12 protein-coding genes are annotated in these 20,968 nt (G+C 63.7%); 9 read left to right on the forward strand and 3 right to left on the reverse strand.

Features of this window, described 5'->3' with window-relative positions; genetic code table 11:
- Positions 1 to 288: 288 nt before the first annotated feature.
- Positions 289 to 912 carry a ribosome biogenesis GTP-binding protein YihA/YsxC gene (yihA, locus tag XcyCFBP4188_RS11135; protein ID WP_006451633.1) on the reverse strand — a complete coding sequence of 208 codons (624 nt, stop codon included), beginning with the start codon at positions 910 to 912 and terminating at the stop codon, positions 289 to 291.
- 144 nt (positions 913 to 1,056) lie between these two features.
- Between yihA and XcyCFBP4188_RS11140 the strand changes: the two genes are divergently transcribed.
- From XcyCFBP4188_RS11140 to betA, 7 genes are all read left to right on the forward strand, one after another.
- Positions 1,057 to 1,857 (forward strand): c-type cytochrome, encoded by an 801-nt coding sequence (locus XcyCFBP4188_RS11140; protein ID WP_167393532.1) that lies wholly within the window; start codon positions 1,057 to 1,059, stop codon positions 1,855 to 1,857.
- 93 nt (positions 1,858 to 1,950) lie between these two features.
- Positions 1,951 to 2,601 carry a thiol:disulfide interchange protein DsbA/DsbL gene (locus XcyCFBP4188_RS11145; RefSeq protein WP_006451631.1) on the forward strand — a complete coding sequence of 217 codons (651 nt, stop codon included), beginning with the start codon at positions 1,951 to 1,953 and terminating at the stop codon, positions 2,599 to 2,601.
- Between the two features lie 91 nt (positions 2,602 to 2,692).
- On the forward strand, positions 2,693 to 3,508 hold the full coding sequence (locus tag XcyCFBP4188_RS11150; protein WP_006451630.1) for a thiol:disulfide interchange protein DsbA/DsbL: 816 nt from the start codon (positions 2,693 to 2,695) through the stop codon (positions 3,506 to 3,508).
- A gap of 49 nt (positions 3,509 to 3,557) precedes the next feature.
- Positions 3,558 to 4,295, forward strand: coding sequence for an endonuclease/exonuclease/phosphatase family protein (locus XcyCFBP4188_RS11155; RefSeq protein WP_043889741.1), 738 nt, complete (start codon positions 3,558 to 3,560; stop codon positions 4,293 to 4,295).
- Positions 4,296 to 4,431: 136 nt separating this feature from the next.
- Positions 4,432 to 6,411 (forward strand): choline BCCT transporter BetT, encoded by a 1,980-nt coding sequence (betT, locus tag XcyCFBP4188_RS11160; RefSeq protein WP_104592113.1) that lies wholly within the window; start codon positions 4,432 to 4,434, stop codon positions 6,409 to 6,411.
- 40 nt (positions 6,412 to 6,451) lie between these two features.
- Complete coding sequence (gene betB / locus XcyCFBP4188_RS11165; RefSeq protein WP_104592114.1) at positions 6,452 to 7,924, forward strand: betaine-aldehyde dehydrogenase; 1,473 nt, start codon at positions 6,452 to 6,454, stop codon at positions 7,922 to 7,924.
- Positions 7,925 to 8,083: 159 nt separating this feature from the next.
- Positions 8,084 to 9,754 (forward strand): choline dehydrogenase, encoded by a 1,671-nt coding sequence (betA, locus tag XcyCFBP4188_RS11170; protein WP_104592121.1) that lies wholly within the window; start codon positions 8,084 to 8,086, stop codon positions 9,752 to 9,754.
- Positions 9,755 to 10,548: 794 nt separating this feature from the next.
- On the opposite strand, the gene XcyCFBP4188_RS11180 is transcribed toward betA, so the two are convergent.
- Entirely contained in the window at positions 10,549 to 13,428 is a 2,880-nt protein-coding gene (locus XcyCFBP4188_RS11180; RefSeq protein ID WP_104592116.1) for a TonB-dependent receptor, read from the reverse strand.
- Positions 13,429 to 13,697: 269 nt separating this feature from the next.
- On the opposite strand from XcyCFBP4188_RS11180, the gene XcyCFBP4188_RS11185 reads away from it, so the two are divergent.
- Positions 13,698 to 15,671 carry a transglycosylase SLT domain-containing protein gene (locus tag XcyCFBP4188_RS11185; RefSeq protein ID WP_104592117.1) on the forward strand — a complete coding sequence of 658 codons (1,974 nt, stop codon included), beginning with the start codon at positions 13,698 to 13,700 and terminating at the stop codon, positions 15,669 to 15,671.
- Between the two features lie 774 nt (positions 15,672 to 16,445).
- Positions 16,446 to 17,684, forward strand: a complete 1,239-nt coding sequence (locus XcyCFBP4188_RS11195; protein ID WP_043909427.1) for a multifunctional CCA addition/repair protein — start codon at positions 16,446 to 16,448, stop codon at positions 17,682 to 17,684.
- A gap of 260 nt (positions 17,685 to 17,944) precedes the next feature.
- Here the strand turns inward: XcyCFBP4188_RS11195 and XcyCFBP4188_RS11200 are convergent, their stop codons facing one another.
- The gene (locus tag XcyCFBP4188_RS11200) at positions 17,945 to 20,608 is read right to left on the reverse strand and encodes a TonB-dependent receptor (protein ID WP_043909426.1); all 2,664 of its coding nucleotides are present in this window, start codon (positions 20,606 to 20,608) and stop codon (positions 17,945 to 17,947) included.
- Between the last annotated feature and the right edge of the window lie 360 nt (positions 20,609 to 20,968).

Consider the following 20,968-nt stretch of genomic DNA (forward strand, 5'->3'; position numbering starts at 1 on the left):
CGCGAAAGGATTGGCGACACCGACAGGGCATGACATTTCCACCGATGGGCGAACGGCAGCCGATCCGTGCCTCAACGTGATCCGGTACGCGTCCCGGTGATCCCTACCCAGGCGCGTGCAGCCAGGCGCTGCCGGGCTGTTGCACTGCGCCCGTGTCTGCGCATCCGGCATCGCACCTGCGGGCACGCACCGATCAGCACCGTCTTGAAACGCAAACGGCGGGCCGAAGCCCGCCATCGTTAAGCCGCCCCGGGTATAGGCGCGGGGATGAAGTCAGCGTCTATTGCCTCACTCGGCGGCAGGCGGCGCGCCATCCAGGCCCAGCCAGCCGCCGACGATGCCGCGCAGTTCGTCCACGCCCTGGCGCGATTCGCCGGAGTAGGTCTGCACGGTCACGCTGTCGCCAAAGCGCGAGGTCACTTCTTTCTTGACCTTCTGCAGGGTCTGCATCTGCTGGCCACGGCCGAGCTTGTCGGCCTTGGTCAGCAACCCGTGCGCGGGCAGGCCGCGTTCGGCGGCATAGCCGAGCATCTGCAGGTCGTAATCCTTGAGCGGGTGGCGGATGTCCATCACCACCACCAGCCCGCGCAAGGCCTCGCGGGTGCGGAAATAACGGTCGATGAAGGCCTGCCAGTGCGCCTGCAGATCCTGCGGCACCTTGGCGTAGCCGTAACCGGGCAGATCCACCAGGCAGCGCTCGGGCTGGATCTGGAAGAACACCAGCTGCTGGGTACGACCAGGGGTCTTGGACACACGGGCGAGCGCGTTCTGGCGGGTCAGCGCATTGAGCGCGCTGGATTTTCCGGCGTTTGAGCGGCCGGCGAAGGCGACCTCGTAGCCGCCATCGTCCGGCAATTGCCGGGCGTTATGGGCGGACAGGTGGTAGCGGGCTTGTTCGATAAGGAGCGACATCCCCCTAGGATCGCACGTTCGGCGCCTGGCGGTTTTGCTGCACTGTTCGTTGACCCTGGCGCAAAGGCGTGTCGATAATCGAAGCACGCCTGCCACAGCCAGCCTCAAACGCGCGCAGGTCGGGTCCATACGGAGCTTTAGCTGATGCGCCATGCTCGTGTGCTTGTCCTCGCCGCCCTCGCCGTGCCGGTTATTGCCGCCGTGGCGTTTGCGCAATCGGCGGTGACGCCGATCCCCGATCCTCCACCTGTGCGCATTGCGCCGTTGGAGGTGGACCTGTCCAAGACCACCTGGGGCGATGCCAAGGCCGGCCAGACCAAGGCCGCTGCCTGCGCGGCCTGCCATGGCCCGGACGGCAACCCGGCCGTCGCCATGTACCCGCGCATCGCCGGCCAGACCGAGCGCTACGTGGCGCACCAGGTCGCCTTGATCGCCAGCGGCGAGCGCAGTACCGGCATGGCGGCGGTGATGGTGCCGTTCGTCAAGGACCTCACTGCGCAGGACATGCGCGACCTGGGCGCCTATTTCGCCACCCAGAAGTCTGCCGCCGGCGTGGCCGACGATGCGGTGGTCAATGAGGGGCCGTACCAGGGCCTGAAGTTTTACGAGGTTGGCGAGAAACTTTACCGCGGTGGCGACATCGCACGCGGCGTGCCGGCCTGCATGGCCTGCCATGGCCCATCCGGCAGCGGCAATCCGGGCCCGGCGTATCCGCGCCTGGGCGGCCAGCATGCCGAGTACGTGGCGCGGCGCCTGAAGGAATACCAGGCCGGCACCACCCAGGAGCGCAATCCGGCGCTGTTCAATATCATGGCGCAGGTGGCGCACCCGCTGACCGAGCAGGAGATCCAGGCGCTGGCCAGCTATCTGCAAGGCCTGCACGACCCCGCCGACGATGCGGCCGCCGCGCAAGCACCCGCTGCCGGGACGCCCGCACGCTCATGAGTTGAACGCTACGGCTGCCACACCGCTTCACGACGCCGGTCCCGCGACCGGCGTCGTCGTTTCCCGTCCTCCCTCTATCCCCACGGAGCCTGCATGAAGCTGTTTTCCCGTCTGTCCCTGCTGTTGTTGATCCTGCTGCCGCTGGCGGCCTGCGCTGCCGACAAGAATGCACCGCCGGTCGAAGGCGACGACTACATCGTGATCGACGGCGGCCAGCCGTACGCGCCGCTGGCCGGCAAGGTCGAAGTGACCGAGGTGTTCGGCTACACCTGCCCGCACTGCGCGCACTTCGAGCCAACCCTGGAGGCTTGGGTGGCCAAGCAGCCGGCCTATGTGCGCTTCACCCCGGTGCCGGCGGCATTCGGCGGGTTCTGGGATGCGTTCGCGCGTGCCTACTTTGCCGCCGACATCCTGGGCGTGGCCAAGCGCAGCCATCGCGCCATGTTCGAGGCGATCCACGAAAAGCAGAGCGTGCCTTCCCAGAACGTGGCACCGGAAGAACTGGCGGCGTTCTACGCCGACTACGGCGTGCCGCAGCAGCGTTTCGTCGAGACCTACAAGAGCGCGGCGGTGGACGCCAAGCTTGATGCCGCGCGCGACTTCGCCAAGCGCAGCAAGCTCCCCGGCACTCCGGCCATCATCATCAACGGGCGCTATCTGATCGGCGCGCGCAATTACCCGGACATGCTGCGCGTGGCCGACTATCTGATCGCCCGCGAGCACGCTGCGCCTGCCAAGCGCTGAACCGCGTAACCGCCACCGACGGCCGCCCGTGGCATCATGCGCCCCGCGGCCGTCCGGCCCTTTTCTCGCCCCACGCTGGAGATCCAATCCGATGAAGACCCGCTTCGCCCTGACGCTGATGGCGCTGCTGCCGATCCTGGTCGCCTGCAAGGCCCAGGACGGTTCGTCCGACACCGCACCTGCCGCTGCCACGCCGGCTGCCGAGACGGCGCCTGCTCCGGCCGCTGCCGCTCCGGCCACAGACCCCGCCGCACCGCCGGCCGTTGGCGAGAGCGCCAGCACGCCCCCCGCCGCCACACCCAGCGCCGCCCCACGTGCACCGAACGGCCCCGAGCCGGTCGCCGGCACCGACTATCTGGATATCGAAGGTGGCCAGCCGTACCAGCAGGCCGCCGGCAAGATCGAAGTGGCCGAGGTGTTCGGCTATGTCTGCCCTGCCTGCAATGCGTTCCAGCCGCTGATCGGGCCGTGGAAGGCCGGGCTGCCCTCGGACGTGCATTTCGTCTACGTGCCGGCGATGTTCGGTGGCCCGTGGGACGACTACGGCCGTGCCTTCTACGCTGCCGAAACGCTGGGCGTGCAGGAGAAGACCCACGAAGCGCTGTACAAGGCCATCCACGTCGACCAGACCCTGAAGGGCGAGCGCGGCAAGGATTCGGTGCAGGACATCGCCGCTTTCTACGCCAAGTACGGCGTGGACCAGAAGACCTTCATCGACACCATGAGCAGCTTCGGCGTGTCGGCCAAGACCAACCGCGCCAAGCAGTTCGCCACCCGCAGCAAGCTCACCGGCACCCCGTCGCTGATCGTCAACGGCAAGTACCTGGTCAAGGGCCAGAGCTTCCCGGACATGCTGCGTATCGCCGATCACCTGATCGCGCGCGAACGCGCCACGCTGGCCAAGTGACCAGAGCGATCGCCCTCCAGTGAACGCTTCGGATTCGCGCACCCTGCGGGTGCTGACCGCCAACATCCAGGCCGGCTCCAGCACCCGCCGTTACAGCGACTACGTCACCCGCAGCTGGTCGCACGCGCTGCCGTTGGGCAGCAAGCGCACCAGCCTGGACAGCATCGCCAAGCTGGCCGGCGAACGCGACATCGTGGGCTTGCAGGAGGCCGACCCGGGCAGCCTGCGCTCGGGCTTCACCAACCAGACCCACTACCTGGCCGAGCGCGCCGGCTTCGATTACTGGAGCCACCAACCCAATCGCCGCATGGGCGGGGTGGCGTCCAGCGCGAATGGCTTGCTCAGCAAGCTGCAACCGCTGGAAGTGCAGGACCATGCCCTGCCCGGCCGGATCGGCGGGCGCGGCATCCTGCTGGCCAAATTCGGCGAAGGCCGCGACGGCTTGGCGGTGGCAGTGGCGCATCTGTCGCTGGGCGCCAATTCGCGCATGGCGCAACTGGCCTTCATCGCCGAGTTGTTGTCCGAGCATCCCAACGCAATGTTGATGGGCGATTTCAACTGCATGGCCGACCGGCCGGAGATGCAGGCCCTGTATCGGCATACGCGCCTGCAACCGCCAAGCTGTGAAGTGCACACCTTTCCGAGCTGGCGCCCGGATCGGGCGATCGACCATATTCTGGTCAGCGACAGTCTGACGATCGAACGCATCGAAGCGATTCCCGCCGCATTTTCGGATCATCTGGCGGTGGGCATGGATATCCGCGTGCCGACGCAGTTGCTGCGTTAAATACCGCGAAAAGTGGCTACGGGTTCGCATAGGCGAACTCGACCGATGACACCCCCTCGACACCGCCTGTGCGATAACGCAGGCGGTTTTTCGTTGGGAGCACAGTCCGTGACACGCCTCTTATGAGTGCGCTGGTATGAGTGCGGTAGAGCCGCAACTGGCACCGGTGCGCACCTTGCGTCCGGTGTTCGTGTTGGCGGCAACGGTGGTCTGTACGTTTGCGTTGCTGGTGTCGTTGTTTCCGTTGGATGCAGGCCGCGTGCTGCTGGATGCGCAGACCTGGGCCTCGCGCAATGTCGGCTGGTACTACCTGCTGGCGATGACGGTGTACCTGGTGTTCGTGCTCGGCGTGGCCTTGTCCAGCTACGGCAACATCAAGCTCGGCGCCGACCACGACGAACCGGAATTCAGCTATCTCTCCTGGGCCGGCATGCTGTTCGCCGCCGGCATCAGCATCACGCTGTTCTTCTTCTGCGTTTCCGAACCGCTCACCCATTATCTGCAACCGCCACAAGGCGGCACCGGCAGCGGCGAAGCCTCCGCACGTCAGGCGATGCAGTTGCTGTTCCTGCATTGGGGCCTACATGGCTGGGGTGTGTTCGCGCTGGCGGCGATGGCACTGGCTTACTTCGCGTTTCGGCACAACTTGCCGTTGGCCTTGCGCTCGGCGCTGTATCCGCTGATCGGCAAGCGCATCAACGGGCCGATCGGTTATACCGTGGATGCGCTGGGCATCGTCGCGACGGTGTTCGGTATCGGTGCGGACATGGGCTTTGGCGTGCTGCATCTCAATGCCGGGCTGAGCACCTTGTTCGATGTGCCGCATACGCACTGGGTGCAGGTGGCGTTGATCGTGGCGATGATGGGCGCGGCCATTCTGGTGGCGGTGTCCGGCGTGGAAAAAGGCGTGCGCTGGATGTCGGACATCAACATGCTGCTGGCGATCGCGCTGCTGCTGTTCATGCTGTTCGCCGGCCCTACGCAATACCTGCTCAACGCGCTGATACAGAACCTGGGCGACTACCTGGGCAGTGTGGTCAACAAGAGTTTCGACGTGTATGCCTACGGCGGGCGCAGCGATTGGCTGGGCAACTGGACGGTGTTCTATTGGGCCTGGTGGATCGGCTGGGCACCGTTCGTGGGCCTGTTCATCGCGCGCATTTCGCGCGGCCGCACCATTCGCGAGTTCGTGCTCGGGGTGTTGCTGATCCCGCTGGGCTTCACTCTGGCGTGGCTGTCGATCTTCGGCAACAGCGCACTGGACCAGCTGCTGCATCACGGCCAGGGCGCACTGGCGCAACAGGCCATCGATGCCCCGCAGACGGTGCTGTATTCGCTGCTGCAGGGCTACCCATGGAGCCGCACGGTGATCACGGTGACGGTGGCGGTCAGCTTCGTCTTCTTCGTGACCTCTGCCGATTCCGGCACGGTGGTGCTGTCCACGCTGTCCTCGCACGGCGGCGAGCCGCACGACGACGGCCCGCGCTGGCTGCGCGTGTTCTGGGGCGTGCTCACCGCCGTGGTCACCGCCGGTCTCTTGCTTGCCGGCAGCATGGACGCATTGAAATCGGCAGTGGTGTTGGCATCGCTGCCGTTCTCTGCCGTGCTGTTGCTGATGGCGTGGGGCTTGTCGCGCGCACTCAGCGAAGAATCACAACGCAAGCGCGCGCAGCTCTACAGCCCCAGCCCGTTGATCGGGCAATCACGCAATCACCGCGGCTGGCGTCAGCGCCTGGGCCAGGCGATGCATTTCCCCGCGCGCGATGAGGTCTATCGCTTCATGCACGACCAGGTGCGGCCGGCGATCGAAGCGGTCACCACACAGCTGCAGGAAGAAGGCTGGCAGGTCAGCAGCCGGCTCGACGACGACGATATGGAAATCAGCGTCGATCACGGCGAGCAGCAAGGCTTCCGCTACCAGGTGGTGATGCGCGGCTACCTCACGCCCTCGTTCGCCGCCCAGCGGCTGCGCAATGAGCGCTATTACCGCGCCGAGGTGTATCTGTACGAAGGCAGCCAGGATTACGACCTGGTCGGTTACAGCCGCGAACAGATCATCAACGACATCATCGATCAATACGAGCGCCACCTGCAGTTTCTGCATCTCACGCGCTGAGGTGCCGCCGCTGCGGCGTGCGCCCCACAGGAGGTTTGTCATGCCACGTTTTCCCGACCAGTTGCTGTATATCGGCGGCCGTTATGTTCCCGCCCGCGGCGGCCACACTTTCGAGGTCATCAACCCTGCCACCGGCGAAGTGCTGGCCAATGTGCACAACGCCGGCGCCGACGATCTGGACGCGGCGGTGGATAGCGCCAAGGCCGGCCAACAGCAGTGGGCCGCGCTGACCACGGTGGAACGCTCGCGCATCCTGCTGCGCGCGGTGACGTTGCTGCGCGAGCGCAACGACGCACTGGCCGAACTGGAAACCCTCAACACCGGCAAGCCGCTGAGCGAAACCCGCAGCGTGGACATCGTCACCGGTGCGGATGTGCTGGAGTACTACGCGGGCGTGGCGCACGCGCTGCAGGGCGTGCAGGTGCCATTGCGCGAAGGCAGCTTCTTCTATACGCGCCACGAGCCACTGGGTGTTGTAGGCGCAATCGGCGCGTGGAATTACCCGATCCAGATTGCGCTGTGGAAGGCCGCACCTGCACTGGCGGCCGGCAACGCAATGATCTTCAAACCCAGCGAAGTGACGCCACTGACCGCACTCAAGCTGGCCGAAATTTTCACCGAAGCCGGCCTGCCCGATGGCGTGTTCAACGTGCTGCCCGGCGACGGCGCCAGCGTGGGCACTGCGCTGACCGAACATCCGCAGATCGAAAAGATCAGCTTCACCGGCGGCACCGCGACCGGACGCAAGGTGATGGCAAGCGCATCCAGTTCGTCACTGAAAGACGTGACCATGGAACTGGGCGGCAAGTCGCCGCTGATCGTCTGCGCCGATGCCGATCTGGATCTGGCCGCCGACATCGCCATGATGGCCAACTTCTACAGCTCCGGGCAGGTGTGCACCAATGGCACGCGCGTGTTCGTACCGCGCGCACTGCGCAACGCCTTCGAAGCGCGGCTGCTGGCACGCGTGCAACGCATCCAGATCGGCGACCCGCTGGATGCGCGCACCACCTTCGGTCCGATGGTCAGCGCCGCGCACATGCAGCGCGTGCTGGACTACATCGAACAGGGCAAGGCCGAAGGCGCGCGCCTGCTGTGCGGTGGGCAGCGTCTGCGCGATGGTGCGCTGGCACAAGGCTGCTACGTGGCACCGACCATCTTCAGCGATTGCACCGATGTGATGACCATCGTGCGCGAAGAAATCTTCGGGCCGGTCTTGAGCCTGCTCACCTACGACGACGAGGACGAAGCGATCGCACGCGCAAACGCCACCACGTACGGCCTGGCCGCAGGCGTGGTGACGCCGGATCTTGCACGCGCGCATCGTCTGATTCATCGCCTGGAAGCGGGCATCTGCTGGATCAATACCTGGGGCGAATCGCCGGCACCGATGCCGGTGGGTGGCTACAAGCAATCCGGCGTGGGTCGCGAAAACGGGCTGGCCACCTTGCAGGCCTACACGCGCACCAAGTCTGTCCAGGTCGAACTGGAACGCTACGCGTCGGTATTTTGAGCGGCTGACACCAACTGGCAGGCAGTCGCCAGCGCCATCGGCGACATGCACAAGCCGCAGCGCGCGGGCAGTGCTGCCGTTTCGGGCACAGGCATCGATGCCCCACTGCGCAATCGTTTTGAAAGCCGCTTCAAGCCGGCGCCGCAACAGGAGAACACCATGCAACGCGAATACGACTACATCATCATCGGCGCCGGCTCGGCAGGCAACGTGCTGGCCGCGCGCCTGACCGAAGACCCGGGCGTCAGCGTGTTGCTGCTGGAAGCCGGCGGGCCCGATTATCGGCTGGATTTCCGCACCCAGATGCCGGCCGCACTCGCCTTCCCGCTGCAGGGACGCCGCTACAACTGGGCCTATGAAACCGAGCCGGAGCCACATATGGACAACCGGCGCATGGAGTGCGGGCGCGGCAAAGGGCTGGGCGGTTCATCGTTGATCAACGGCATGTGCTACATCCGCGGCAACGCCCTGGATTTCGACCACTGGGCCAAGCGGCCGGGCCTGGAAGACTGGAGCTACCGCGATGTATTGCCGTACTTCCGCAAGGCCGAGACGCGCGACATCGGCGCCAACGATTATCACGGCGGCGAAGGCCCGGTGAGCGTGGCCACGCCGAAGAACGACAACAACGTGCTGTTCCAGGCCATGGTCGATGCTGGCGTGCAGGCGGGTTACCCGCGTACCGACGATCTCAATGGCTACCAGCAGGAAGGCTTCGGGCCGATGGACCGCACGGTGACGCCGCAAGGGCGTCGCGCAAGTACGGCGCGCGGCTATCTGGACATGGCGCGTCCGCGCGATGGCTTGCACATCGTCACCCATGCCACCACCGATCGCATCCTGTTTGCCGGCAAGCGCGCCATTGGCGTGCACTACTTGGTCGGCAACAGCAGCGAAGGCATCGACGCGCGTGCACGCCGCGAAGTGCTGGTGTGCGCAGGCGCAATCGCCTCGCCGCAGCTGCTGCAACGCTCCGGCGTCGGCGCACCTGATCTGCTGCGTGCGCTCGACGTGCAACTGGTGCACGACCTGCCCGGCGTTGGCCAGAACCTGCAGGATCACCTCGAGGTCTACATCCAGTACGCCTGCACCAAGCCGGTGTCGTTGTATCCGGCATTGCAGTGGTGGAACCAACCAGCGATCGGTGCGGAGTGGTTGTTCGCCGGCACCGGAACCGGCGCCAGCAATCAGTTCGAAGCCGGCGGCTTCATTCGCACGCGCGAGGAATTCGACTGGCCCAACATTCAGTACCACTTCCTGCCGGTCGCGATCAATTACAACGGCAGCAATGCGGTGAAAGAACACGGTTTCCAGGCGCATGTGGGCTCGATGCGCACGCCCAGCCGTGGACGCGTGCATGCCAAGTCGCGCGACCCGCGCCAGCATCCGTCGATCCTGTTCAACTACCAATCCACCGATCAGGATTGGCAGGAATTTCGCGATGCCATCCGCATCACCCGCGAGATCATCGCCCAGCCTGCACTGGACGCTTACCGCGGCCGCGAGATCAGCCCGAGTGCGGACTGCAAGACCGATGCCGAACTCGACGCCTTCGTGCGTGCGCGCGCAGAAACCGCCTATCACCCCTCCTGCTCCTGCGCGATGGGCACCGACGACATGGCGGTGGTCGATGGACAGGGCCGTGTGCACGGCATGGAAGGTCTACGCGTGATCGACGCCTCGATCATGCCGCGCATCATCACCGGCAACCTCAACGCCACAACGATCATGATCGCCGAGAAGATCGCCGACCGCATGCGTGGTCGCACCCCATTGGCGCGTAGCACAGCGGACTACTATGCGGCGGGCGATGCGCCTGTGCGTGGGTGATCTGTATTTAGTCCGCGATTTAACCTGCTCGCAAGGTGAACTGGTAACTACTGCAGCCGTAAACCTGGGTAGTCGAGGGCGCGGTGCCCTCACCGCTCGCAGGACACGCCGCAAGTACGTCCATGTAGGCTCGGTGGCGGCATCCATGCCGCCACACGGTCCCGCAATCGGTGAGGACACCGCACCGGACAGTTTGCTGGTTGCTTGGAAAAGAGCTACGCATACCGACTATCTCGACGGGCCCTTGCCCGCCCACCGGCGCGGGACCTTACGCGGCATGGATGCCGCGTAAGAGCCTACATGGACGTACTTGCGGCGTGTCCCGCGATGGTGGGCGGGCAAGGGCCCTGCAGAAAATCCGCAGATCAACCGCTCTGTAACTGATCTATCCGCACTCTCCATGCGTTTCAAGACAACCGAGATTCCGGAGTCGTTGCGTCGTTTCGGTGCGATCAAAAACTTGGCTGGTCGAGCGCGCGGTGCCCTCACCGCACCAGAAAGTTGGTCGGTAGTTTCATGAAGGCCTACCTGTTGATAGCGTTGCGTTTTGCGTTGCGAAGCTGATCGGCCGCGGCGTTATCCAAACAACACACCATGCCTTGCTTGTAACCATGCGCACCGACCATCTCGACTGGCCCTTGCCCGCCCACCCTCGCGGGACCTTACGCGGCATGGATGCCGCGTAAGAGCCTACAAGGACGTACTTGCGGCGTGTCCCGCGAGGGTGGGTGGGCAAGGGCCCTGCAACCAAACAGCAGATCAGCCGCTCTGCGCTCTACGACTGACCTGATGGACTAAAACTTCAAATCCACACGCGCATACCAGAAGCGCCCACCGGGAATATCGTAAGTGGACGCGTCATAGCCGTTGAGGGAGCACGACAGGCACAGCGGCGGATCCTTGTCGAACACGTTGTTCAAACCGGCCGTGAGTTGCAGACCCTTGAGCCAATCGACGCGATAACCCACCTGCGCATCGTGATAAGTGATCGCATCCAGCCGATTGGTGCCCATGGCAGGATCGGAACACACCGCAAATTCCACCGCATCGCCGCACTGCTCGGTGAGTTTGGAAATGTGGCGCGCCGTCCATGATGCCGTCCAATTGCCTAGCGACCAATCCAGCACCGCGTTGCTGGTCCACTCGGGAATTGCACTGTCCACCACCTCGATGCCTGGCCCCTGCGGCTGCCGTTGCCCTGCCGCACCGAGCGCCTCGTAACGGCCCACGAAGGTGTTCTGCCACGACAACTTGAAGCGGCCCAAGCCAGTTTCCGGCAGCGTCCAGAACAGATCCACATCCCAACCATCGGTCTTGATCGAACCCAGATTGGTCAACCGATTGTTGAATGCATTGATGCCCCCCGTGGATGCACGCGTGATGCCGTTGCAGTACAGCGCATCCAACGTATCCACGCACAGATCCAGCTGCGTTTGCGCATTGATCGCCTGGATCGCCCCATCCACATGATGGCGATAGAACGTCATCTCCAGATCGAGCCGATCCGACCAGCTCGCATTGCTCGCAAATCCCGGGCTGAACACGAAACCGGCACTGAAACTGCGCGAGCGCTCAGGATCCAACTGCTCGTTGCCCCCCGTGGTGACCGAGATCTGCTGATTGGCCTGTTGATAGCCCACCGGCGCACCGAGCGCAGCGCAGTTGGCAGCACTGCCACGCGGCGCGGTGCCGCCCAACCCGATCGAACACGGATCCGACAACTGCAAATCCGCACGCGCCGCCGAACCGAACAACTCACCGATGGTCGGCGCGCGGAAGCCTTCTGCGTAGCTGGTGCGCAACACCAGCTCGTCGGTGACTTGCCAACGCAGGCCGTACTTTGGCGTGAACTCGCCGCCGAAGGTGGAGTAATCCGAATAGCGGCCGGCGATATTCAGATCGAGTTTGTCGCCCAACGACGAGTTGGCGAAGATCGGGATATTGAGTTCGAGATAGGCTTCGTTGACGTCGTAACTGCCGGAGGTCGGCAACGACGGTACGCCGTTATAGCGGCCGGCCACGGTGAGCGGATCGGGCTGATACGAACCCTCGTACTTGCGGTATTCGTAGCCGGTGGCGAACGACACCGCGCCGCCGGGCAACTGGAACAACTCGCTGCTGAGGTTGGCGGTGAACAGGCTCAATTCGTTCTGGCTGCGATCGCGCACCACCGGCTGGATCCAGCGCAACATCTCCGGCGTGATGCTGCCGGCGCCGCTGAAGATATCCAATGGCACGCAGCCGGCCACTGCCGCACACGCGGCCGGATCGCCCAGCCCCAGATTGATGTTGAACAGGTTGTAGCTACCGTAGTTGGTCTGCTCGGCCTTGTTCTTGCTGTACATGCCGTTGACGTCCCAGAACCACGTGCGCGCCGCGCCTTCGAAGGTGCCCACCAGGCCGGTGCCGAAGTATTGCGTGTCGACCTGCTGCTCGAACCGACGCGCCCCGCCTTCCACCGGGCGGCGACCGATCTGGATCAGGTTGGTAGCAGAGTTCAACTCGAAGCCGAACGGATTGAACGGATTCAGCGCCGAAATCACGATGTTGTCGGCCAGCGGATTGCCGGTGCCGGCATCGGGGCCAAGAAAGATCGGCTCGGGTGCGGCCTGGTTGGTCGACTCGCGCCGGTTGCCCAATGCTTTGACATACCACTGCACATCGTCGTTGAAGTAATAGCGAAATTGCGCAAACACGCCCTTGCGCTCGGACGGCGTCAGCAGCAGATTCTGTTCGGCGAAGTTGTAACGGTCAGCGGTGCCGAAACAGTGGTAGTCGTCGCTGCGTGTACACCCCGCACTGCCATCGTATTGCGGCGTGCCGACCCCGGCATTGGGCGTGAGGTTCTGACGCACACCGGTGTTGGGGTCGACAAACTGGAAGCGGCCATCTGGCGTTGCCGAGCTGGCAAACGTCAGTCCAGTGCCCGGGATCGGAAAGCGTGCCTGTGCGCGGTCGCGTGCGTAGATCGGGTCCTGCTTGACGTAGCTGGCACCCAGAAACAGGCTGAAATCCTCGCCGCTGGTGCCCCAGGCCAGGTCCATGCCCTGGTTGGCGCCATCGCCCTTGCCGTACTGCCCGTAGTTGAGCGTGACCTGCGCACCGTCGAAACTGCGCCGGGTGATGATGTTGACCACGCCAGCAATCGCATCCGAACCGTACAGCGACGAAGCGCCGTCTTCGAGCACCTCGATGCGCTCCACGATCGCCAGCGGAATGGTGTTGAGATCGGTCGACGAGCCCACGCCGGAGGCCGAAGATTCGTTGACCCAGCGAATGCCGTCCACCAGCACCAGCACGCGCTTGGACCCCAGATGGCGCAGATCCACCTGCGCCGAGCCTGCACCCACACCACCACCATCGGGCGGAAAGCCGAAATTACCGGACGAGTTGAACTTGGCATTGAGCGCCGAGCCGGAAGCGGTGAGTTCCTGCAGCACCTCGCCGATCGAGGTCAGGCCGGTGCGTTCGATGTCGGCGCGATTGAGCGTCTGGATCGGCACCTGGCCCTGCAGTTCGGCGGTTTTGATACGCGTGCCGGTGACCTGCACGCTGTCGAGCGTGCGCGTGCTCGGGGCGGCCTCGGGCTGTTGCGCCCAGGCGAGTGTGGGAATCAGACACAACGACAACTGCACGGCCAGGCATGACCGATGAGGGCCAATCAGACGCTTCATCCGTTCTCTCTCCAGAAGGATTTCGAGTATCCGCACGCCCCCATGCCCTGCGGTCCGCCCCAACTTTTAAACGAAACCTTAACGCGCCGCAAGCTGGCAGTGCAGCACTGCGCAGCAGGTCGCAGTGGCTGCCATCGCACGCGCACGAACGCGAGCGTGCGATGACGCGTTCCCTCACGCGCTACGCCTGCACGCTGAGATGTGCGCGTTCGCAACGCTGCAACGCGTATTCACTCAAGCGCTCATGCGTGCTTCGGTATCATCGCGCAATGACTTATGCCCCCCGTCTTGCCACTGTTTTCGTCGGCCTGCTGTGCCTTGGCAGCACTGCGCTGCATGCGCAAAGCCTGGACCCGCAACTGACCGCCATGCGCGATGCCATCGCCGCTGCAGAGCGCGGTCAGTCCGATGCCGGTCAACTCAGTGCGTTGAGTCGCCATCCGCTGTATGGCTGGCTGGAATACGCCACGCTCAAGCGCAGCATCGACAGCGTTTCCAATGCGCAGGCGCAGGGGTTTCTGCAGCGCTATGCGGGCCAACCGGTGGCGGAGAGCTTCCGCAGCACCTGGCTGCCGGCGGTGGCGCGTCGCCAGGACTGGACCACGCTGCTGGCCAATTGGAAATCCACCGACAACCTCGGCCTGCGCTGCGCACAGCTCACCGCGCGTCAGGCCACCGGCAAGGCCGATGCGCAATGGAGCCGCGATGCGCTCACGCTATGGCGTAACGGCAAGGCGCTGCCCGATGCCTGCGACCCGGTGATCGCCGGGCTGGAGTCGCGGGGTGAGCTCACTCCGGCGCTGCGCTGGGAGCGCGTGGAAGCGGCGGCCGATGCACAACTGCCAGCGGTGATGCGCACCGCCGCGCGCGGCTTGCCGGCGGCTGATCTGGCACTGGCCACCGATTACGCCGCCTTTCTCGACAAGATCCACCCGCGTGCACTGGGTTGGCCCAAGACCGAGCGCAGCCGTGGCATCGCTGTCGATGGTCTGGCCAAGCTGGCCAAGAGCGACCCGGACGCGGCCGAGCAGCAGTTGCCGCAACTGACTGCCGCCCTCGGCTTCAGCGAGGCGCAGCGCGGCCAGGTGCTGTACCAGATCGCGCTGTGGACAGTGGCCTCGTACTTGCCGGATTCGGCACGTCGCCTCAACGCAGTCCCCGATGCCGCATATGACGAGCGCCTGCACGAATGGCGTGCGCGCGAGGCGATGTCGCGTGGCGACTGGCCGGCTGCATTGGCGGCGATCCGCAAGATGTCCGCCACCCAGCGCAGCGATTCGCGCTGGCAGTATTTCGAAGCGCGCCTGGCCGAGAAGACCGGCGCTGCCGCGGCCGCACAGCCGCTGTATCGCGCGGCCGCGCAATCGCCGACCTTCCACGGCTTCCTGGCCGCCGATCGTCTGCAGCAGCCGTACCGGCTGTGCCCGTGGGAGCCCAAGGACAACCCGCAGGCCAAGGCGGCCGTTGCTCGCGATCCGGCATTGATCCGCGCGATCGCCTTGTTCCAGATCGACCGCCCCGGTTGGGCCGTGGCCGAGTGGAAAGATGCCGCCACCCGCTTCGACGACACCCAACGCCGACTGGCGGTGCAAGTGGCCAGCGAGAATGGCTGGTTCGATCGCGCGGTGTTCGCACTCGGCAAACAGCCGGACGAACAACGGCTGTATTCGCTGCGGTTTCCGTTGCATCACGATGAGAGCATTCGCCGCGAAGCCGCCAAGAATGCGATCGACCCGGCCTGGGTGGCAGCAGAAATTCGTGCCGAAAGCATCTTCAATCCACGCGCACGCTCGCCTGCCAACGCGATGGGCTTGATGCAGGTATTGCCGGGCACCGGCGCCGCCGTGGCCAAGGGCATCGCACTGCCCGGTTACGCGGGTGCCACCAGCCTGTACGAGCCGGACACCAACATCGCCATCAGCACCGCCTATCTGCGCCAGTTGCTCAACACCTACGGCCTGCCCTACCTCACCATCGCCGCCTACAACGCCGGCCCGGGGCCGACCGGGCGCTGGCAATCGCAGCGGCCCAACTTCGAGCCGGACTTCTGGATCGAAACCATCAGCTACAAGGAAACCCGCGAGTACGTGGCGCGCGTGCTGGCCTTCAGCGTGATCTACGACTGGCAACTCAACGGCGACATGCTGCCGTTGAGCGACCGGCTGATGGGCAAACTGGTGGACAAGCGCTTGAAGCCGGTGTGCACGCCAGGCCAGACAGCCAACAACGCGGCGCAGGATTGAGCTCCGAGTTATCCAACGAGCACAGCGGCTGGATGAGGTTGTCGTGCTTGCGTCTTTGGGCTTGGGCCAAGGTGCAAACCAGACACCGCTGACGACTGTTGTATCAACATCCTTTAACGCTTCGAGGCAACCGAGGGTCGCTGCATAGGTTAGGTGCAGTCAAAAGCTTAGTCCGTCGAGGGCGCGGTGCCCTCGCCGCTCGCAGGACACGCCGCAAGTACGTCCATGTAGGCTCGGTGGCGGCATCCATGCCGCCACACGGTCCCGCAATCGGCGAGGACACCGCACCAGGAAGTTGGTCGGTGGTCGGGTCAAAACCTGCCTATCGCTACGTCTGCTTTGGGACGCTGAGAAGCTTGTAGGTCACTTGTTGAAAGTCTGCCTACTGATCGCGTCGCGTCGCGAAGCTGATCGCATGCGCCGGTATCCGAACAACGCACGTCATGCACTGCTTGCAACCATGCACACCAGCCCATCTCGACTGGTCCTTGCCCGCCCACCGTCGCGGGACCTTACGCGGCATGGATGCCGCGTAAGAGCTTACAAGGACGTACTTGCAGCGTGTCCCGCGATGGTGGGCGGGCAAGGGCCCTGCAGCCAATCAAAGAATCAGCTGCTCTCCGCTCTACGACTGATCTATCCGCACCGACCAACCGCTGCGATACGCTGAGCTTTACGTGTTGGCATCACTTGGCCACCCAAGCCTAGCCAGACGCCAACCACAATCAGTTCGCGTTGTTTCGACTCGCGCACCGCATCGGGCATCATGTAGCGATGAAGATCTATCTCGTTGGCGGCGCAGTCCGCGATGCCCTGCTTGGCCAGCCTGCTGGCGACCGCGACTGGGTCGTGGTCGGTGCCGATCAGACGCAGATGGAACGCCTGGGCTTCAAACCGGTGGGGAAAGATTTCCCGGTATTTCTGCATCCGCACAGCGGTGAGGAATATGCGCTGGCGCGTACCGAGCGCAAGTCCGGGCGCGGCTATCGTGGCTTCGTGGTGGATGCCGACCCGTCGGTGACGCTCGAAGAAGACCTGCTGCGCCGCGACTTCACCATCAATGCGATCGCACGCGACGAAGACACCGGCGAGCTATTCGATCCCTACGGCGGCGCGCGCGATCTGCAAGCACGCGTGCTGCGTCATGTAGGCCCGGCGTTCGTCGAAGATCCCGTGCGCGTGTTGCGCGCAGCGCGCTTCATGGCACGACTGGCACCGTTGGGTTTCACTATCGCGCCAGAGACCGCTGCATTGATGCGCGAGATGGCCGCCAGCGGCGAACTCGACAGCCTGGTGCCCGAACGCGTGTGGCAGGAGTTGCGTCGCGTACTGGCAAGCGCGCAGCCCTCCGCATTTTTGCGCGCCCTGCACGACACCGACGCACTGCGCGTCATCCTGCCGGAAATCGACGCGCTGTACGGCGTACCGCAACGCGCCGAGTTTCATCCTGAAGTGGATACCGGCATCCACCAGGAAATGGTCAGCGACATGGCCGCGCGACTGGCGCCGGGCGATGCGCTGGTGGGCTTTGCCGCGCTCACCCACGATCTGGGCAAAGCACTCACACCACCGGACGAATGGCCACGCCACATCATGCACGAGCAACGCGGCGTCGCCCCGCTGCAAGCCCTGTGCGAACGCCTCAAGGTGCCGCAGGACTATCGCCAGCTTGCCGTCACCGCCTGCCGCGAACACCTGAACGTGCATCGCCTGCCCGAACTGCGCGACCGCACCGTGCACGAACTGCTGATGCGCTGCGATGCCTTCCGCCGCCCCGAGCGCATCGCACAACTTGCCCTGGTCTGCGAAGCCGACAAGCGTGGCCGCCTGGGTAGCGAAGATGCGGCGTATCCGCAGGGCGAAGAACTCAAACGCTTGCATGCTGCTGCGCTCGCAATCAATGCACGCGACCTGGCTGCAGAAGGTTTGAAAGGCCCGCAGATCGGTGAGGCATTGGCGAAGGCACGGATTGCCGCGATTGCGGCTGTACGCATTTTAAAACGCGTGGAGTGAGAAGCAGTCGCTTATTGAGGGGAGCGGCGCTGTGCCGGCGGATCGGTGAGCTAGGCCAGCATCATTCGTGAAAGCCTCGTCGCGCCCAGGTGCGCTCCTACGCTGCTGATTGCACCGCGTGAGACGCATGAATCGCCAGGCGCAACGCTCTGCGCGACGACAAGAAGCGCAGTATTTGCAGGAAGCACACCGGGTGCGTAGTGGCATAAGCATCGATGCCATCCACGCGCCCTGTGCGCGCCTCCTCTAACCCGCACGCATTACAGCTTGAAATTCAGACTCAACATGAAAGAACGACCGTTCTTGTAGATGTAGTACGGCTGGTTCTTGTTGCCGATGTAGCTGAAGTAGGTTTCGTCCAGCAGATTGGTGGCTTCCAGCGCCACGCGCAGGCGCTCGGTAGCCTGGTAGCCGAACGATGCATCCACCTGGGTAAACGCGTCGGTCATTTGCTGGCCGTTGAGCCGGCCGATCTGGGTGAAGTACTCCGAGCGCCAGCCCAGATTCACCCGCGCGCTCCATTTGCCCTGCTCGTAGTACGGGCTGATGTTGTAGGCGTTGCGCGAGTTGTACGGCAGGCTGTAATCGCCGTCGGTCTTGGAATCGGAATAGGTGTAGTTGGCCACCACGCCGAATCCGTTACCGAAGTTGTGCTGCAGGTTGAGCGCCACGCCACGCACCTTGGCATCGCCGGCATTGGTCGGCACGGAGGTCTGATACGTGCTCGAACCGCCGGTGACGTTGTTGAAGAACACCCGGTCTTCCACCGTGGTCAGGATGTAGTTGGAGATGTCGCGCGAGAAAAATTCGCCGCTGAGCAGGCTGCTGTCGGAGAAATACCACTCCAGCGATGCGCCCAGATTGGTCGACTCGTACGGGCTCAGACCGGGATTGCCGGTGGATGCGGTGAGCGTGGTGTCGTCGGTGGCCACGTACGGGGTCATGTTGGTGTAGCGCGGCCGCGCGATCACCTTGGAAGCGGCAAAGCGCACCATCAAATCGTCGCGCAGGTCGTAGGCGATATTGAAGGCCGGCAGCCACTTGCCATAACTGTTGAGGAAGTTGACCGGCGTGTAGCCGCCGCCCGGCGCATAGCTGAAACCGTCGGTGGAATCGCGCGTATGCACATAACGTACGCCGATGTTGCCGCGATACCGCTCGCCGGAAAAATTGGCTTGCAGGAACCACGCACGGTTCTGCTCTTCGATGCTGTAGTTGCCGGCGTAGCTGATCGGCAGCCCGTCATCGCCTTCCAGTCCACTGATGTACTGGCTGATCGAGCCGCTGTTGATCGTCGACCATTGCTGCATATCGGCGCTGGTGGATATGCCATCCAGATAGCCCGATGGTGTGGTGCCCGGCGAGAATGCGGCAAGCGTGCTGCCATCGTTCGGCGTCCAGGTGCGGCTGTAAGCAGATTGCCCGGTGGCGTGATTGGTGAGCTTGATACCGGTCAGAATCTGCGTAAACGGACCCCACTCCACTGCATGATCGAAGTCCAGCTGCAGATAGCGCTCTTTGTCGTACTGCGGGCTGTGGCTGGCCGATGCATTATTGAGTTGCATCGCCGCAGCGTTGGTGGGGTCGGTGCTGTAGTCCATCGCGGTGCGGCGCCCGTCGATGTTGTAGCTGTAGCCGGCAAGATTGCGGAACTGGATGCCGTAGATGCGCTCGGCACCACCTTGCGAGCTGGTGTAACCAACCTGGCTCGACGCATTCCAGCCATCGCCATGCCAGTCGGCACGCAAGTGGATGCTGCCGGTGGTGACGTCGCTGTTGCGCAGATAACCATCCAGGAACGTGGTGGATTGATCGCCGAACGTACCCGAGGTGGCCACGCCGTTTTCGAAGCCCAGCGCCTGCGCATCGCCCGGGTTGGAGCCCCAGTAGCCGTAGCGGCTCTGGTTGTAGTTGTCGAAACTTTCCTTGACGTACAAACCGGTCAGATTGAGCTCGAAGTCGGCATCCGGCTTCCACTGCAGTGCGGCGCTGACACCATCGCGCTTGCGCGTCTGCTGAAACAACGCGGTATTGATCGAAGTCGGAAACACACCGGTGTTATTGCCCACCACACCCGGCGGAAACCCTGCGCCTTCCACGTTGTCGTAGCCGAAAATTTCCACACCATCGCGGCGCAACACGCGCTGCGAATGCATCACCGAGGTGAGCACACCCAGGGTTTCGTCCTGGTTTTTCCAGCTGTACAACGCCGATACGTTCGGCTTGGGGTCTTCGGAGCGATCGTTATAGCCGTAGCTCAGCGTACCGGTCAGCGTATTACGCTCGAGATCCAGCGGTTTGCGCGTATGCACGATCACGGTGCCGCCGATGGAGCCTTCGTCGATCCGCGCTTCCGGAGTCTTGTAGACCTCCATCAAGCCAACCACTTCCGGTGCCAGCGTGCTGTAGTTGAACGAGCGGCTATCCGGATCGTTGGGGTCGCCGCCCCAACTGGTGGAGGCAATGGTCTGGCCATTGAGCAGCACGCGATTGAGCGCAGGATCGGTGCCGAGGATGCTGACTTTTTCGCCTTCGCCGAACTGCCGGTCCACGGTGATGCCGGAGAGCCGCGACAGCGATTCGGCGACGTTGGTATCGGGGAATTTACCGATGTCTTCGGCGCTGATCGCATCGACGATCGCATCGGCATTGCGCTTGACGTTGAGCGCCTTGCCGAGACTGGCCTGATAACCCACCACCTTGATTTCATCCAAGGTGGAGACCGACGGATTGGTTTGCGCGGGTGCCTGTTGCTGGGCGGGTGCAGGCTGTTCCTGCGCGAATACGGGAAGTGCCGCAGTGCTGGCAAAAGCCGCGCCACCCAACAGCAAACCACGGACCGCTGCGCTCAGTGGCGAACGACGCGGTGCACGCGCATGACACAGGACATGACCGGACAACTCGAACACACGGGGATACACCATTGCGTGGACCTCTAGGCTGATACGTCGCAACCGGTGAGTTGCGCAAGAACGCGCGATGCGCGTGCCATGCCCGCACTCCGTCCCCTGTGCCGGAAGCGAGCAACGTCCCGCACTGCCTCGTGGCGTGCGGGTCAAGGCGCCAGACCGATGCATGATCGGCGGCAACGTCTGCATGAATTCGGAGTGTGCTCCTGTTCGCTGACAACGTTATCAGCGAAGGTGCCTACCGCAAGCCGCGCTGTCAACTCAACGACACAAACAGCCTGATTTATGTTTAGAGCGTGTTATGAACTTTGCCCTTGTCACGATAACGTATACGGATGAAGCCTCGTAAGCCATATCCAACCGATATCTCCGACG

This window comes from Xanthomonas hortorum pv. cynarae (assembly GCF_002939985.1).
In the GTDB taxonomy this organism is placed as follows: domain Bacteria; phylum Pseudomonadota; class Gammaproteobacteria; order Xanthomonadales; family Xanthomonadaceae; genus Xanthomonas; species Xanthomonas hortorum_D.

Excerpts from the sequence above, each read along its gene's own strand:
- XcyCFBP4188_RS11140 (WP_167393532.1), top strand. The coding sequence starts at position 1,057 with ATGCGCCATGCTCGTGTGCTTGTCCTCGCCGCCCTCGCCGTGCCGGTT.
- XcyCFBP4188_RS11185 (WP_104592117.1), top strand. The coding sequence starts at position 13,698 with ATGACTTATGCCCCCCGTCTTGCCACTGTTTTCGTCGGCCTGCTGTGC.
- XcyCFBP4188_RS11195 (WP_043909427.1), top strand. The coding sequence starts at position 16,446 with ATGAAGATCTATCTCGTTGGCGGCGCAGTCCGCGATGCCCTGCTTGGC.
- XcyCFBP4188_RS11200 (WP_043909426.1), bottom strand. The coding sequence starts at position 20,608 with ATGGTGTATCCCCGTGTGTTCGAGTTGTCCGGTCATGTCCTGTGTCAT.
- betB (WP_104592114.1), top strand. The coding sequence starts at position 6,452 with ATGCCACGTTTTCCCGACCAGTTGCTGTATATCGGCGGCCGTTATGTT.
- XcyCFBP4188_RS11180 (WP_104592116.1), bottom strand. The coding sequence starts at position 13,428 with ATGAAGCGTCTGATTGGCCCTCATCGGTCATGCCTGGCCGTGCAGTTG.
- XcyCFBP4188_RS11150 (WP_006451630.1), top strand. The coding sequence starts at position 2,693 with ATGAAGACCCGCTTCGCCCTGACGCTGATGGCGCTGCTGCCGATCCTG.
- yihA (WP_006451633.1), bottom strand. The coding sequence starts at position 912 with ATGTCGCTCCTTATCGAACAAGCCCGCTACCACCTGTCCGCCCATAAC.
- XcyCFBP4188_RS11145 (WP_006451631.1), top strand. The coding sequence starts at position 1,951 with ATGAAGCTGTTTTCCCGTCTGTCCCTGCTGTTGTTGATCCTGCTGCCG.
- betT (WP_104592113.1), top strand. The coding sequence starts at position 4,432 with ATGAGTGCGGTAGAGCCGCAACTGGCACCGGTGCGCACCTTGCGTCCG.
- betA (WP_104592121.1), top strand. The coding sequence starts at position 8,084 with ATGCAACGCGAATACGACTACATCATCATCGGCGCCGGCTCGGCAGGC.